Below are 14,728 nucleotides of genomic sequence, written 5' to 3' on the forward strand. Positions count from 1 at the left end.
TTCAAGAATTTCAGACCCCCCTAGGATAACGAAAACATGAGCTTCCAAATCACCGTTGAGCCAAGTGGCCGTACTTTCAGTGCTGACAGCAGCGAAACTTTGCTGGCGGCAGGCATTCGCCAAGGCATTGGCCTGCCCTATGGTTGCAAAGACGGCGCTTGTGGTTCTTGCAAGTGCAAGAAGATTTCTGGCACCGTGGTTCACGGCGAACACCAAGCCAAGGCCTTGAGTGCTGAAGAGGAGGCGCAAGGCTTGATCTTGACATGCTGTTCCAAAGCACAAAGCGATGTGGTGCTCGAGTCCCGCCAAGTGACCGAAGAAGGCAGTTTCCCCATCAAGAAAATGCCGGTTCGTGTGGTCAGCCTCGAGAAGAAGTCTCACGATGTGATGTCAGTGATCATGCAACTGCCTGCCACCGACGTGATGAAATTCCATGCGGGTCAGTACGTGGAATTTTTGCTGCGCGATGGCGCACGGCGCAGCTACAGCATGGCCAATGCACCCCACACCCTGGACCCTGCAGCACCCAAAGTGGAACTGCACATTCGCCACATGCCCGGCGGCAAGTTCACCGATGTGGTGTTCAGCACCATGAAAGAAAAAGACATTTTGCGCATTGAAGGCCCATACGGCAGTTTCTTTTTGCGTGAAGACTCGCAAGCACCCATCATCTTATTGGCATCGGGTACAGGCTTTGCACCGATCAAAGCCTTGATCGAGCACATGCAGCACAAGAACATCACGCGTCCAGCCACCCTGTATTGGGGCGGCCGGCGTCCCTCCGATTTGTACATGAGCGACTGGGTGGAAGCGCAAGTGAAAGCCATGCCCAACCTCACATACGTGCCTGTGGTGTCCGATGCTTTGCCAGAAGATGCATGGACCGGCCGAACAGGCTTTGTGCACCAAGCTGTGCTGCAAGATCACGCCGACTTAAGCGGCTACCAAGTTTATGCCTGCGGCGCACCCATTGTGGTGGATTCAGCGCGCGCAGATTACGTTGGCAAAGCTGGTCTGCCCGAAGAGGCTTTCTTTGCAGATTCATTCACCACGGAAGCCGACAAGGCCAAGGAGTCCAATTGATGCGCAACACATTTGTCCATCGCCGCACATGGCTGCTGTCTGCTGGCTTCTTAGCTGCCTCATCGTTTTTCAGCGGCCTTGTTTCGGCTCAGACACAGCCCAGCGCACCTGCGATTGCACCCGCCCCCGTGGCCGCACCCGCGCCTGCGTTGAACAAGCCCATTCGTTTGGTGGTGCCTTATGCACCCGGAGGTCCCATCGACATCACCGCACGTGCGTTGGCTGAGCGCGTCAAAGACTCGCTGGGTGTTGTGATCATTGACAACAAGCCAGGCGCCGGTGGCAACTTGGGTGTGGACATTGTGGCCAAAGCACCTGCCGATGGTTACACCATTGGCATTTCTGCCGTGGCCACGCACGCCATCAATCCTTGGCTGTTTAACAAGATGCCCTTCAATGCGGCCACCGACTTTGCCGCCATCACGCAAATGGTCCGCGTGCCCAATGTGCTGGTGATGAATGCCGACACAGCTCAGCGACTCAAAATCAACACTGTGGCCGATTTGATTGCGTATGGCAAAGCCAATCCTGGCAAACTGAACGTGGGCTCTGGTGGCAATGGCAGTGCAGGCCATTTGGCCGCCGAAATGTTCAAGCGCGATGCAGGCATCTTTGCGGTTCACATTCCCTACAACGGCGGCAACCCTGCACAGCTGGCTTTGTTGTCAGGCCAAGTCGATTTCAACTTCGACAACTTGGCCACCGCAGCGCCCAACATCAAGGCAGGCAAGCTCAAAGCACTGGCCGTCACCACGGCACAGCGCAGCAGCGCCCTGCCCGATATCCCCGCCATGGCCGAAACTTTGAAAGGTTTTGAAGTGGACACTTGGTGGGGCTTGGTGGCCCCAGCCAACACGCCCTCTGCTGTGGTGGCGCGTTTGCATCAAGCCTTTGCTGCTGCCTTGAATGCACCAGAAACCAAAACACGTTTTGGTTTGATGATGGCCGAGCCTGTGAGCAGTACGCCTGAACAATTTGCAGCGTTCATGAAGCGCGAGCTGGCCAAGTACGAACCGGTGGTGAAAGCCAGCGGTGCCAAGGTCGATTGAGCTTTTGACACCTGATAAAAAAAGGCGCTGAATTCAGCGCCTTTTTTTCATTCGCCCAAATAGGCGGCTCGAACTTTGGGATCGTTCAGCAAGTCTTGGCCAGGGCCGGTCATGGAAATCAAACCCGACTCCATCACATAGCCACGGTTGGCAATGGCCAAGGCACGGCTGGCATTTTGCTCAACCAACAAGACCGTGACGCCTTGCGCAAAGACATCGCGCACCACTTCAAAAATTTTGTCAACCATGATGGGCGACAAACCCATGGAAGGCTCGTCGAGCAACAAGACTTTGGGACGGCTCATGAGCGCACGGCCCATGGCCAACATTTGCTGCTCACCACCCGACATGGTGCCGGCCAATTGGTCTTTGCGTTCTCGCAAGCGCGGGAAGGTGTGAAAAACTTTTTCGATGTCGTCTTGAATGGCGGCGGTGTCGGTGCGAATGTAGGCGCCCATCAGCAAATTCTCGATGATGGTCATGCGCGTGAAAACGCCTCGGCCTTCTGGCACCATGGCCAAGCCTTGCTTGACCAAGTCCCAGGGGCCTTGGCCCACGATGCTCTTGCCCAAGTACTCGATGTCGCCACCGTGGATGGGCAAGGTGCCTGTGATGGCTTTCATGGTGGTGGTCTTGCCCGCCCCATTCGAGCCAATGAGGGATACCAACTCGCCTTCGTGCACTTCAAAGTCCACACCCTTGACAGCCTGAATGCCGCCGTAGGCCACTTGCAGGCCTTTGACTTTCAATAAGGTGGCTGTCATTTCAATGTCCTCCGGTGCCCAAATAGGCTTCGATCACTTTTTCATTTTTCTGTACGTCAGCAGGTGTGCCTTCGGCAATCTTTTTGCCGTAGTCGAGTACTGTGACGCGGTCGCACAAACCCATCACCAACTTCACATCGTGCTCAATCAACAAGATGGTGCGGTTGTCTTTGCGGATTTGATCAATCAACTCGCGCAACTGAACTTTTTCGGTGGCGTTCATGCCGGCTGCAGGTTCGTCCAATGCAATGAGTTGGGGGTCTGTAGCCAAAGCACGTGCAATTTCCAAACGGCGCTGATCGCCATAGGACAAAGTGCGCGCGCGGTAGTCGGCATATTTGCCAATGCCCACGTAATCGAGCAACTCTTGTGCACGCTGTGCAATTTCAGCTTCTTCTTGTTTGAATTTGGCAGTTCTGAAAATAGCACCTAGCAAGCCTGAAGAGGTTCGCACGTGGCGGCCCACCATCACGTTTTCCAAGGCCGTCATTTCGGCAAACAAGCGGATGTTTTGGAAGGTGCGTGCAATACCGGCCTGTGCCACTTCGTGCACGGCTGTAGGTTGATAAGGCTTACCAGCCAATTCAAACGTGCCGCTGTCAGGCGTGTAGAGGCCTGTGATGACGTTGAAGAACGTGGTTTTGCCGGCGCCGTTAGGGCCAATCAAGCCATACACCTGACCGCGTTCAATGGTCATGTCGACATCGGACAAAGCTTGCAAGCCACCAAAGCGTTTGGAGATGCCTGCAACTTTTAAAACAGTTTTGCTCATTTGATTTTCTGCGTTCATGTCAGGCTCCCTCTTTGGATTGGAGCGCTTTGCCGTGTTCGTGGGAAGGCCACAAACCGCGGGGACGCATCAACATGATGATGATCATGGCCAAGGCAATCAGCAGCTGACGCAAAATGGCAGCGTCAATGCGGCCATCGGTCATGGACTGCAAAGGGCCCGCCACGTATCGCAAGATTTCGGGCAAGGCCGACAAGAGCACTGCGCCCAAGACCACGCCGGGCAAGTGACCCAAGCCACCCAGCACCACCATGGCCACAATCATGACCGACTCCATCAAGCTGAAAGACTCGGGAGAGATGAAGCCTTGGAAGCCTGCGAACATGGCGCCAGAAATTCCGCCGAATGTGGCACCCATGCCAAAAGCCATGAGTTTCAAGTTGCGCGTATTCAAGCCCATGGCTTTGGCCGCAATTTCGTCTTCACGAATGGCCATCCATGCGCGACCAATCCGCGAAATTTCCAAGCGATAGGAAATCAAAATGGTGACCAGCACCAAGGCCAAGAACAAGTAGTAGTACAAGCTGACTGAGGCCACTTCTAAACCCAACACATCCAATTTCTTACCCAAGTTGATGCCAAAGAAATGGATGGGGTCGATTTGGTTCAAACCCTTGGGTCCGTTGGTGATGTTGACGGGTTGGTCCAAGTTGTTCAAGAACACACGAATGATTTCACCAAAACCCAAGGTGACGATGGCCAAATAATCACCGCGCAACTTCAAGGTGGGTGCACCCAACAGCATGCCAAACAAACCGGCCAGCGCTGCACCTACCGGCACAATCACCCACAAGGGCATGTGCAAACCACCCGGAAACAAGGCTGCAATGGCCGGGAAGGTTTCAAAGAGATGGGGCGATGCCAACAAGCCGTACATGTAAGCACCCACGGCAAAGAAAGCCACATAGCCAAGGTCTAACAAACCTGCATAGCCCACCACAATGTTCAGACCTACGGCCAACAAGACGTAGAGCAAAGCCATGTCGGCAATACGCACCCAAGCATTGCCAAACTGCTGCAACACCAAGGGCAAGATCAAGAGCACCGCACCCAAGGCCATCGCTTTTGTATTTTTAGAAAGATTCATGTTTTGAACTCCCAATTAAGCGCGATCGGCCACGCGTTCACCCATCAAGCCCGAAGGACGCAGGGTCAACACCACAATCAGCACAATGAACGCAAAAATATCGGCATAGTGACTGCCCAACACCCCACCGGTCAGGTGACCGATGTAGCCCGAGCCAATGGACTCTATGAGGCCCAGCAAGATACCGCCTACCACAGCGCCCGTTAAGTTGCCAATGCCGCCAAACACCGCAGCTGTAAAGGCCTTGAGGCCAGGTAAGAAGCCCATGCTGTGATGCACAGTGCCGTAGTTGGAGGCAAACATCACGCCTGCAATGGCCGCCAAGACGGCACCGATGATGAAGGTGGCAGAGATGACCATGTCGGGCTTGACACCCATCAAAGCCGCAACGCGTGGATTCTCGGAGGTGGCGCGCATGGCACGGCCCAACTTGGTGGAATTGACCAACCACATGAGCAAGGCCAAGGAAATGGCGGTGACGCCTAAGATCATGATTTGCGTGGTGGAGATCACAGCGCCGCCCACTTGAATGGGGGTGGCAGACAACAAGGTGGGATAGGGTTTGTAGTTGGGCTTCCAGATGATCATCGCCAAGGTTTGCAGCAAGATGCTGACACCAATGGCCGTGATGAGGGGCGCCAACTTGGGGCTGTTGCGCAAAGGACGGTATGCAATTTTCTCAATCGCAAAGTTGAGCGTTGCGGCCACCACACTGGCAATGATCAAAGAGATCAGCAACATGAGCCAACCCGGCAAACCTGGCATGGACTCTTGCATCAATCCAATCACTGACCAACTGGTGAGCGCAGCCACCATGAGCACTTCACCGTGCGCAAAGTTGATCAAATTGATGATGCCGTAGACCATGGTGTAACCCAAGGCAATCAAGGCGTACATGCTGCCTTGAACCAGTCCATTGATCACTTGTTGAAGAAATACATCCATACCGTCACTCCTGTTATTTGGCGCCGCGTGCGCGATTGATCTCACGCAAGTTGGCCATTTTTTCTGCAATTTTCATTTCCAAACCGCGGTCGACTGGGCGATAAAAACCCGGGGCTGGCATGCCTTCAGGGAGGTAATTCTCTCCTGCCGCAAAGCCGCCTTCTTCATCGTGCGCATATCGATAACCCTTGCCATAGTCCAAGGTTTTCATCAATTGGGTGGGCGCATTGCGCAAATGCATGGGCACGGGACGAGTTCCGTCTTTTTTGACCCAGGCTTTGGCCTCGTTGAAGGCTTTGTAAACCGCGTTGGATTTGGCCGCTACAGCCAAATAAATGACGCATTCTGCCAGAGCCAACTCCCCTTCTGGGCTGCCCAGGCGCTCATAGACTTCAGCGGCGTCCAAGGCCAAGCGCAAAGCCCTGGGATCGGCCAAACCGATGTCTTCAGCTGCCATGCGAATCAAGCGACGGGCCATGTACCTTGGATCTGCACCGCCATCGAGCATGCGAGTGAACCAATACAAGGCGGCATCGGGATCAGAGCCTCTGACCGACTTGTGCAAGGCGCTGATGGTGTCGTAAAACTGCTCACCACCTTTGTCGTAGCGGCGCATTCGCTCGCCCAATACTTTCAAGAGCCAAGCGTCCGAAATGCTTTCAAGCTTTTCGCGTTGCGCGGCCACCGCCAAGGTTTCAAGGGTGTTGAGCAAACGCCGCGCATCGCCGTCGGCATAAGCAATGAGGCGTTGTTCAGCATCGGCTTCAAGTGGCGCGATGGCGCCAATCTCTAGCGCCCGCTGAACGATTTGTTTCAGGTCTGCCTCGTTCAGTGCTTGCAGCACATACACCGCCGCACGCGACAACAAAGCCGAGTTGACTTCAAACGATGGGTTTTCAGTGGTGGCACCAATGAAGGTGAACAGGCCACTTTCAACATGGGGCAAAAAGGCATCTTGCTGACTTTTGTTGAAGCGGTGTACCTCATCGACAAACACGATGGTGCGTTGGGGTTGGAGGCCTTCGAGTGCGGCCTGCGCTTTTTCAACCGCCTCGCGAATGTCTTTCACACCGCCAAGTACCGCACTGATGCTGATGAACTGCGCATCAAACGCATCGGCCATCAAACGTGCAATGGTGGTTTTGCCAACGCCAGGCGGCCCCCACAAAATGCAGCTGTGAGGCTGACCCGACTCAAAGGCCAAGCGCAGCGCCAATCCTTCACCAATCAGGTGTTGCTGGCCAATGACTTCACCCAAGTTGCGGGGGCGCAGTCGCTCTGCCAAAGGTTGCTGCAAATGAACGCTGACGCTCATGGCCGAATCACCTGTGCACCCGCAGGCGTTTTAAATTGAAAGCTGTCGTTGGGCAACTTGACGTTGACCTCGAAGTTTTGAAAACTCAAGCGCGAGGTTTGCCCCAAGCCATCGACAATTTCCAGCACCGATAAGACAGGCGGGGTTGATGTGCTGCCAGCTGGCTTCAAGCCCACGCGGATGGCTTGCAGCGCACCGTCAGATTGTTTGGGTGTGGCCTTGACCCACTGCAAACCTTCTGCCTCGGGTTCGGCTTTCAAATTGAATTCGGCTTGAAGCGATTTCAAATCACCCGAGGACGCAATGAACGCAGCGGGCGTTTGACCGAGCAATTGGCTTTGTTTGCGAACCGTGACTTGGTTCAAATCGGCGTCGTACAACCACAGCGACTGACCATCGGAGACCATGGTTTGCACAAAGGGTTTTTGATAGGCGAAGCGAAATTGTTGAGGCTTTTGAAATTCAAAAGTACCCGATGAGGTTTTACGCCGCGGCGCTTGGTCGGCCTTGGCCGGTGAAGTGACCACTTGGGTGAACTGCGCACGGCCGCTGTTTGTTTGCTTCAAAAATTGGCTCAAAGCGTCCAATGAATCGGCAGAAGACTGGGCCATTGCAAACGTTGCCATCTGCAAGGCCAACAAGCCAAATCCGATGCATCGTCGTAAGGCAATCATGATCAGATTTAAAGTGAAACAAAAAACTTATTCAGTGCGCGCAGGCACCAAAATTTCACGCTGACCACTGCTGCTCATGGAACTGACCAGGCCGGCCTTCTCCATCTCTTCCACCAAACGAGCTGCGCGGTTGTAACCAATCTTGAGGTGGCGCTGCACCAAGGAAATACTGGCCTTGCGGTTCTTGAGCACCACTTCAACGGCTTGGTCGTACATGGGGTCTTTTTCGGCATCGCCGCTGTCGCCATAACCGGTGTCTTCACCATCGGTGGTGCCACCTTCTAAGACGCCCTCGATGTAATCGGGTTCGCCTTGTGTCTTGAGGTAACTGACCACGCGGTGCACTTCCTCATCGCTCACAAAGGCGCCATGAACACGAATAGGGAAACCTGTTCCCGAGGGCATGTACAACATGTCACCCATACCGAGCAACGCTTCTGCACCCATCTGGTCCAGAATGGTTCGGCTGTCAATTTTGCTGGAGACTTGGAACGCAATGCGCGTGGGAATGTTGGCTTTGATCAAGCCCGTGATGACGTCCACGCTAGGACGTTGAGTGGCCAAGATCAAGTGAATGCCTGCGGCACGGGCCTTTTGGGCCAAGCGCGCAATGAGCTCTTCAATCTTCTTGCCCACCACCATCATCAAGTCGGCCAACTCGTCAATCACCACCACGATGTGGGGCAAGCGCTTGAGCGGCTCGGGATCGTCGGGGGTGAGACTGAAAGGATTCAAGATGAATTCTTCGCGTTCGGTGGCTTCGTCAATCTTGGCGTTGTAACCGGCCAAATTGCGAACGCCCATTTTGCTCATCAACTTGTAGCGGCGCTCCATTTCGCCGACGCACCAATTGAGTCCGTGCGCTGCTTGTCGCATGTCGGTCACCACAGGGGCCAACAAGTGGGGAATGCCTTCGTAAACCGACATCTCCAACATCTTTGGGTCGATCATGAGCAAGCGAACATCTCGCGCCTCTGCTTTGTAGAGCAAGGACAAAATCATGGCGTTGATACCCACCGACTTACCAGAGCCTGTGGTACCGGCCACCAACACGTGCGGCATTTTGGCCAAGTCGGCCACCACAGGATTGCCCACGATGTCTTTGCCAAGGCCCATGGTGAGCAAGGACTTGGCTTCGTTGTAAACCTGCGAGCCCAAAATTTCGCTGAGCTTGATGGACTGACGTTTGGCATTGGGCAATTCCAAAGCCATGTAGTTTTTGCCAGGAATGGTTTCGACCACGCGAATGGAAATGAGGCTGAGCGAACGGGCCAAGTCTTTGGCCAAGTTCACCACTTGAGAACCCTTCACGCCTGTAGCCGGTTCGATTTCGTAACGTGTGATCACAGGGCCAGGCATGGCCGCCACCACGCGCACTTCGACGCCAAAATCTTTGAGGCGTTTTTCAATCATGCGGCTGGTCATCTCCAGCGTCTCTGGCGCCACGCCTTCTTGGCGCTGCGTCAGGCTGTCGAGCAAATCAACCTGCGGCAATTTGCTGTCGGGCAATTCGTTGAACAAAGGCTTCTGACGTTCTTTGACCACGCGTTCGCTGCGCGGCACATCGACCACTGGCGCTTCAATGATCATGGGTGCGACGGGCTCTGCAAATACGGGCGCAGCAACACCTGCCGCTGCAAACAAAGGCTTCTCTTCAAACTCGTTTTCAAAGGGGTGCAGTTGCGGCTCGACGGGCAATTTGGATTGAAGCTGCTCGCGTTCACGCAAGGCTTGTTGGCCCATGGCCAAGTCTTCTTCCATTTCGCGCTTCACTTGGCGTGACTGCATCAAGCCATCGAGTTTGGCACCTAAGTTTTCGCACACTTGGCCCCAAGAGAAACCGAAGGCCCAGCCCATACCCAGCGCAACGCACACCACCTCAATCAAGGAGGAACCATTGAAGCCCAGCCATTTCAAAGAAAAATTTCCGACGGCATAACCGAGTGCACCGCCACTGGTGCCGGGCAAGGCCGCATCCCATCGTGTAAGGCGCGCCCACTCCAAGGCACAGCTGGCGGACATGAGCACGATCAAGCCCAGCCAAAACACCAAGCGCGTTTTCCAGGAGGCTTCTTCTTCAGATACTTGCGCCAATGCGGGCTCGTTGCCGCGCAACCAATCGGCCCAAGCATTCAGCCACACACGTCCCAACAAAGCCACCAGCCACCAAGCCGAGTAGCCAAAGCAAAAATACATGCCATCGGCCAACCACGCGCCAACCAGCCCCATCCAGTTGACCACTGGCCCCCCTAAGCCGGAACCCGACCAAGAGGGATCTTTGGGACTGAAGCTGAACATGGCCAAGGCCAAGACCAAAAGCAAGGCGGCGCCCATGAACAGGACGATTTCTTGGGTGAAACGCATCAGTCCAGTACCTTCTGACAAGCCTGATGACGAGTCGTTTTCGGAGGTGCCGGCAGCGTTGGTAAGGGTGCGAAGTGAATATGTCATGGTCTAACCCTGAAGCTTACCCGATAGACCCTGTCAAACAGGTGTTTGCCAAGCTTCTTACAATGTCGTTTTAGCGTTTTCCCGAATTCAGCAAGATTCCCATCATGTCCAACACACTCCCCACCCAACACGCCCAAGTTTTGATCCTCGGTTCTGGCCCTGCCGGCTACACCGCTGCCGTGTACGCCGCCCGCGCCAACTTGAAGCCTTTGCTGATCACTGGCATTGCCCAAGGGGGGCAGTTGATGACCACGACCGAGGTGGACAACTGGCCCGCCGACGTGCATGGCGTGCAGGGACCCGACTTGATGCAACGCTTCTTGGAGCACGCAGAGCGCTTCAACACGCAAATCGTTTTTGACCACATCAACAAGGTCGACTTCAGCAAGCGCCCTTTCACATTGACGGGTGACAGCGGTGTTTACACCTGCGATGCCTTGATCATTGCCACTGGTGCTTCCGCCAAATACTTAGGGCTGGACTCTGAAACGGCCTTCATGGGGCGCGGCGTGTCAGGTTGCGCCACTTGCGACGGCTTCTTCTACCGCGAGCAAGTGTGCTGCGTGGTGGGTGGTGGCAACACCGCTGTGGAAGAGGCTTTGTACCTCTCCAACATTGCCAGCAAGGTGTACCTCATTCACCGCCGCGACAAGTTCAAAGCCGAGCCCATCTTGGTCGACAAGCTGATGGACAAAGTGGCGGCAGGAAAAATCGTGTTGCAAACCTTCCAAACCCTGGAAGAGGTTTTGGGCGACGACACTGGCGTCACCGGTGTGCGCTTGAAGTCCACCAAAGACGGCTCTTTGCAAGATTTGGAACTCAAAGGCTGCTTCATCGCCATTGGCCACGCCCCCAACACCGAGATCTTCCAAGGCCAACTGACCTTGGACAATGGCTACATCGTCACCCAAAGCGGCCTGAAAGGCTTTGCCACCATGACCAGTGTGCCCGGCGTGTTTGCCGCGGGTGACGTGCAAGATCACGTGTATCGCCAGGCCATTACCAGTGCCGGAACGGGCTGTATGGCCGCCTTGGATGCCCAGCGCTTTTTGGAGCAAGAAGGCGCTTGATCCGCTGAAATTGGGGGTGGTTTTGCACCACCCCAAGCTTTGGCAGCTTGGTTTTTGGCGCTTTTTGCTTGGCTGAGGCCCAAAAAGCTGGCTATAATCCAAGGCTTTGCTGAACAGTCCCTGTAGGGGCGTCTTCAAAAATGGGTTACCGCCACCCTTCTGGCGAGGTGAGGCTGGAGCGCCTTAAGTTGTGCAAGCAAGCGTTATCGCTGGCTTCGCAAAACTGATCAGGCACCAGCTGTTTATAAAAGTATCGGAGTGTCCACATGGCACGCGTCTGCGACGTAACGGGCAAAGGCCCAATGGTCGGAAACAATGTTTCCCACGCCAACAACAAAACCAAGCGCCGGTTCCTGCCGAACCTGCAATATCGCCGTTTCTGGGTAGAGAGCGAAAACCGTTGGGTGCGCCTGCGCGTTTCCAGCGCCGCTTTGCGCCTGATCGACAAAAATGGCATTGATGCCGTTCTCGCAGACCTGCGTGAACGCGGTCAAGCCTAAACCCTAACAGGAGCACCATCATGGCAAGCAAAGGCGGACGCGAAAAAATCAAGCTGGAATCTACAGCTGGTACTGGTCACTTCTACACGACCAGCAAGAACAAGAAAACAATGCCCGAGAAAATGTCGATCATGAAGTTCGACCCAAAAGCTCGCAAGCACGTTGAGTACAAGGAAATCAAACTGAAGTAATTCAGCTTGACCCAACAAAAAGCCCGCTGATGCGGGCTTTTTTGTTTCTGGCCCTTGCGTGAGCCAATTTAATTGGGGTCAGATCAACATTAATTCTGTCAATCTAAAGGGCATGAGGCAAAGGGGGGCTTCCTCATACTGGAGTACCAGAAATCGTTCAGCCCCCCTTTGCCTCATGCCCTTTAGATTGGGAATTAATGTTGATCTGACCCCAATTAAATTCTTACGCTCTAGCGGCGCGCAGTTGCGTGGAGAAATCGCGCAAGGCAGCAATGCCGCTCTCTTCGGCTCGTTTACACCAGGCTTGGAGGTCCAAGGCCAACTGTTCGCGGTTGTGTGAGGTGTTGAGCCAGATTTGGCGGAGTTCTTCACGCATGGCCAGCATTTTTTGCAACACAGGGTAAGCAGCCAAAGTGGCGCTCAAAGGTGCTTGCGCTTCTGCAGGGACCTTGTCGCCATCGCGGTGAATCCAACGTGAGGCGATTTTCAAGACACTTGCATCCAACTTGGCATTGGCCACTTCTTCACGGAACACGCTGCGCATCTGGCGGGCGTAACCGGCCATCACTTCGTATCGGTTGGCAATCAGGGCTTCCAATGTTTTTTCGTCTGCCACAGGTCGGACTTCGCCGTAAGCCAAGACGGGCGGTGTTTTCTTCACATGGGCCAAACCAAAGAACTGCAAGATGCAGATGTAAGTCCAACCCAAATCAAACTCATAGGGCTTGACCGACAACTTGGCAGACGTTGGGTAGGTGTGGTGGTTGTTGTGCAACTCTTCGCCACCAATCAAGATGCCCCAAGGTGAAATGTTGGCGCTGGCGTCGCTTGCTTCGAAGTTGCGATAGCCCCAATAGTGCGCTGCACCGTTGATGATGCCGGCAGCAGTGATGGGAATCCAAGCCATTTGAACGGCCCACACGGTCAAACCTAAGAAGCCAAACAAAGCCACATCGATGATCAACATCAGGGCCACGCCTTGCCAAGAGAAACGCGAATACACATTGCGCTCCATCCAGTCGTCGGGCGTGCCGTGACCATAACGGCTGAGTGTTTCTTTGTTTTTGGATTCTTTGCGATACAACTCAGCACCCGTGAACAACACAGTTTTGATGCCGTGCACGTGAGGGCTGTGAGGGTCTTCGGCTTGCTCGCACTTAGCGTGGTGTTTGCGGTGAATGGCCGCCCACTCTTTGGTCACTTGGCCGGTGGTCATCCACAACCAGAAACGGAAAAAATGCGACACAGCGGGGTGCAAGTCCAATGCTCTGTGAGCCTGGTGACGGTGCAAGAAGATGGTGACACTGGCAATGGTGACGTGGGTCAGTCCCAAAATGACAAAGAAAACTTGCCAGCCAGAAAAGTCTAAGAGTCCATTGGCCAACCAGTTGAGGGTTGCGTCAAATGCAGCAGAGTCGATGAACAACATGCAGTCGCTTTCTATGTAAAGATGCCCTGACAGGCAATCCTAGTATTTTAAGATTTTCGAATTCAATTTGAAAGTCAATTCAACAAAGCGCTTCAAAAATGAAGCCTTTGGATTTCACTTTCGGACCCAGATGGCCGCAAAAAAACCATCGGTGCCATGACGGTGAGGCCACAAGCGCAAAAAAGGGCCATTGCACAAGTTTTCAGCATGGGCCACCTTCAAGCGACTCAACTCATCCAACACTGGCAATTGCACAAAATCAGGATGGGCCGCAGAAAAAGCATTGGCAATCTCTTCGTTCTCTTGAGGCAACACGCTGCAAGTGGCATAGACCAAGCGTCCTCCTGATTTGAGCAAGCGCGCGGCACTGTCCAAAATGGCCGTTTGTGTGGCCGTCACATCGGCAATGCCTTCGGGCTTTTGGCGCCATTTGAGATCTGGGTTGCGGCGCAAAGTGCCCAAACCAGAGCAAGGTGCATCGACCAATACACGGTCAATCTTGCCGGCCAAGCGCTTCACACGATCATCGCGTTCATGGGCAATGGCAGCCGGATGCACGTTGGACAATTGACTGCGCGCCAAACGCGGCTTCAACGCATCCAAGCGGTGTGCAGAGGTGTCCATGGCATACAAGCGTCCGGTGTTGCGCATGGCCGCACCGATGGCCAGGGTTTTACCGCCGGCACCTGCACAAAAATCCACCACCATTTCGCCGCGGTGTGCGTCCAAGAGCAGCGCCAGCAATTGCGAGCCTTCGTCTTGAACTTCCACAGCACCGCGCTCAAAAGCTTTGACTTTGGCCAGTGAAGGTTTACCTTGCAAACGCAAGCCCCAAGGTGAGAAAGGGGTGGGCTCGCAAACGATGCCTGCAGCCGTCAATTCTTTTTGAACTTCAGTACGTTTTTCGTTCAGATCGTTGACGCGCAAATCCAAAGTACCAGACTCTAAAAAACTCTTGGCCAAAGCTTCAAATTCATCGCCCACTTGTTCCTTGAGCGGACGCGCCAGCCAATCGGGCAAGTTGTGAATGTGCTGCGACATCAAGTCGGACGGCTGAATGCTGTCGCACATGTCGAGCCATTTTTTTTCGGTGTCGTTCAAGGCACTTTTGACAAAGTCGCGCGGGCCTGCAAAACCCAAGATGGCCAAACGACGTTCTTTGGGGCCACTGCCCGATCGGGCCATGTGCTCAAACAACAATTTTTGGCGCAAGACTTTGAACACTGTCTCGGACAATGTGGCGCGTTCGCGCGGACCCAAGTTGCGGTTGTCGCGAAAAAATCTAGAGACCACCGCATCGGCGGGATGGTTAAATTGGAGGGTGAGCCTGACCAATTCGGCGCAGGCGTCTAACAGGGCTTTAGGATGCATAGTCCCTAT

Annotated in this window: 14 protein-coding genes; 5 read left to right on the top strand and 9 right to left on the bottom strand. The window is 54.3% G+C overall.

Translation table 11 applies throughout. The annotated features are described in order from the left end of the window. Positions 1 to 36 precede the first annotated feature (36 nt). Entirely contained in the window at positions 37 to 1,083 is a 1,047-nt protein-coding gene (locus L103DPR2_RS12330; protein WP_055361348.1) for a CDP-6-deoxy-delta-3,4-glucoseen reductase, read from the top strand. After that, positions 1,083 to 2,132 carry a Bug family tripartite tricarboxylate transporter substrate binding protein gene (locus tag L103DPR2_RS12335; protein WP_082466815.1) on the top strand — a complete coding sequence of 350 codons (1,050 nt, stop codon included), beginning with the start codon at positions 1,083 to 1,085 and terminating at the stop codon, positions 2,130 to 2,132. Before L103DPR2_RS12330 ends, L103DPR2_RS12335 begins: the two co-directional genes overlap by 1 nt. A 47-nt stretch (positions 2,133 to 2,179) precedes the next feature. Here L103DPR2_RS12335 and L103DPR2_RS12340 read toward each other — a convergent pair whose 3' ends face one another. From L103DPR2_RS12340 to L103DPR2_RS12370, 7 genes are all read right to left on the bottom strand, one after another. Beyond that, positions 2,180 to 2,896: an ABC transporter ATP-binding protein gene (locus L103DPR2_RS12340; protein ID WP_055361349.1), complete on the bottom strand. Its 717-nt coding sequence runs from the start codon at positions 2,894 to 2,896 to the stop codon at positions 2,180 to 2,182. Between the two features lies 1 nt (position 2,897). Then, on the bottom strand, positions 2,898 to 3,668 hold the full coding sequence (locus L103DPR2_RS12345; protein WP_156339960.1) for an ABC transporter ATP-binding protein: 771 nt from the start codon (positions 3,666 to 3,668) through the stop codon (positions 2,898 to 2,900). Positions 3,669 to 3,687: 19 nt separating this feature from the next. Beyond that, a complete protein-coding gene (locus L103DPR2_RS12350) occupies positions 3,688 to 4,773 on the bottom strand; it encodes a branched-chain amino acid ABC transporter permease (RefSeq protein WP_055361351.1) in 1,086 nt (361 codons plus the stop codon). A gap of 15 nt (positions 4,774 to 4,788) precedes the next feature. Continuing rightward, positions 4,789 to 5,718, bottom strand: a complete 930-nt coding sequence (locus tag L103DPR2_RS12355) for a branched-chain amino acid ABC transporter permease (protein ID WP_055361352.1) — start codon at positions 5,716 to 5,718, stop codon at positions 4,789 to 4,791. A 13-nt stretch (positions 5,719 to 5,731) separates the two neighbouring features. Further along, on the bottom strand, positions 5,732 to 7,033 hold the full coding sequence (locus L103DPR2_RS12360; protein ID WP_055361353.1) for a replication-associated recombination protein A: 1,302 nt from the start codon (positions 7,031 to 7,033) through the stop codon (positions 5,732 to 5,734). After that, entirely contained in the window at positions 7,030 to 7,659 is a 630-nt protein-coding gene (gene lolA / locus L103DPR2_RS12365) for an outer membrane lipoprotein chaperone LolA (protein ID WP_055362033.1), read from the bottom strand. The genes L103DPR2_RS12360 and lolA overlap by 4 nt, the downstream gene beginning before the upstream one ends. 75 nt (positions 7,660 to 7,734) lie before the next feature. Beyond that, entirely contained in the window at positions 7,735 to 10,158 is a 2,424-nt protein-coding gene (locus L103DPR2_RS12370) for a DNA translocase FtsK (protein ID WP_055361354.1), read from the bottom strand. Positions 10,159 to 10,262: 104 nt separating this feature from the next. On the opposite strand from L103DPR2_RS12370, the gene trxB reads away from it, so the two are divergent. From trxB to rpmG, 3 genes are all read left to right on the top strand, one after another. Further along, complete coding sequence (gene trxB, locus L103DPR2_RS12375) at positions 10,263 to 11,228, top strand: thioredoxin-disulfide reductase (RefSeq protein WP_055361355.1); 966 nt, start codon at positions 10,263 to 10,265, stop codon at positions 11,226 to 11,228. Positions 11,229 to 11,494: 266 nt separating this feature from the next. Next, a complete protein-coding gene (gene rpmB, locus L103DPR2_RS12380) occupies positions 11,495 to 11,728 on the top strand; it encodes a 50S ribosomal protein L28 (RefSeq protein ID WP_055361356.1) in 234 nt (77 codons plus the stop codon). 20 nt (positions 11,729 to 11,748) lie between these two features. Further along, positions 11,749 to 11,919 carry a 50S ribosomal protein L33 gene (gene rpmG / locus L103DPR2_RS12385; protein ID WP_019425810.1) on the top strand — a complete coding sequence of 57 codons (171 nt, stop codon included), beginning with the start codon at positions 11,749 to 11,751 and terminating at the stop codon, positions 11,917 to 11,919. Between the two features lie 223 nt (positions 11,920 to 12,142). On the opposite strand, the gene L103DPR2_RS12390 is transcribed toward rpmG, so the two are convergent. Both L103DPR2_RS12390 and L103DPR2_RS12395 read right to left on the bottom strand, forming a co-directional pair. Then, positions 12,143 to 13,348 (bottom strand): DesA family fatty acid desaturase, encoded by a 1,206-nt coding sequence (locus tag L103DPR2_RS12390; RefSeq protein ID WP_055361357.1) that lies wholly within the window; start codon positions 13,346 to 13,348, stop codon positions 12,143 to 12,145. A gap of 114 nt (positions 13,349 to 13,462) precedes the next feature. Then, positions 13,463 to 14,719, bottom strand: coding sequence for an RsmB/NOP family class I SAM-dependent RNA methyltransferase (locus L103DPR2_RS12395; protein WP_055361358.1), 1,257 nt, complete (start codon positions 14,717 to 14,719; stop codon positions 13,463 to 13,465). Positions 14,720 to 14,728: the final 9 nt, after the last annotated feature.

The sequence above is a fragment of the Limnohabitans sp. 103DPR2 genome (assembly GCF_001412575.1).
Taxonomy (GTDB): Bacteria; Pseudomonadota; Gammaproteobacteria; order Burkholderiales; family Burkholderiaceae_C; genus Limnohabitans_A.

Coding starts and splice junctions, on each gene's coding strand:
- L103DPR2_RS12330 (WP_055361348.1), top strand. CDS start 37: ATGAGCTTCCAAATCACCGTTGAGCCAAGTGGCCGTACTTTCAGTGCT.
- L103DPR2_RS12335 (WP_082466815.1), top strand. CDS start 1,083: ATGCGCAACACATTTGTCCATCGCCGCACATGGCTGCTGTCTGCTGGC.
- L103DPR2_RS12340 (WP_055361349.1), bottom strand. CDS start 2,896: ATGACAGCCACCTTATTGAAAGTCAAAGGCCTGCAAGTGGCCTACGGC.
- L103DPR2_RS12345 (WP_156339960.1), bottom strand. CDS start 3,668: ATGAGCAAAACTGTTTTAAAAGTTGCAGGCATCTCCAAACGCTTTGGT.
- L103DPR2_RS12350 (WP_055361351.1), bottom strand. CDS start 4,773: ATGAATCTTTCTAAAAATACAAAAGCGATGGCCTTGGGTGCGGTGCTC.
- L103DPR2_RS12355 (WP_055361352.1), bottom strand. CDS start 5,718: ATGGATGTATTTCTTCAACAAGTGATCAATGGACTGGTTCAAGGCAGC.
- L103DPR2_RS12360 (WP_055361353.1), bottom strand. CDS start 7,033: ATGAGCGTCAGCGTTCATTTGCAGCAACCTTTGGCAGAGCGACTGCGC.
- lolA (WP_055362033.1), bottom strand. CDS start 7,659: ATGGCAACGTTTGCAATGGCCCAGTCTTCTGCCGATTCATTGGACGCT.
- L103DPR2_RS12370 (WP_055361354.1), bottom strand. CDS start 10,158: ATGACATATTCACTTCGCACCCTTACCAACGCTGCCGGCACCTCCGAA.
- trxB (WP_055361355.1), top strand. CDS start 10,263: ATGTCCAACACACTCCCCACCCAACACGCCCAAGTTTTGATCCTCGGT.
- rpmB (WP_055361356.1), top strand. CDS start 11,495: ATGGCACGCGTCTGCGACGTAACGGGCAAAGGCCCAATGGTCGGAAAC.
- rpmG (WP_019425810.1), top strand. CDS start 11,749: ATGGCAAGCAAAGGCGGACGCGAAAAAATCAAGCTGGAATCTACAGCT.
- L103DPR2_RS12390 (WP_055361357.1), bottom strand. CDS start 13,348: ATGTTGTTCATCGACTCTGCTGCATTTGACGCAACCCTCAACTGGTTG.
- L103DPR2_RS12395 (WP_055361358.1), bottom strand. CDS start 14,719: ATGCATCCTAAAGCCCTGTTAGACGCCTGCGCCGAATTGGTCAGGCTC.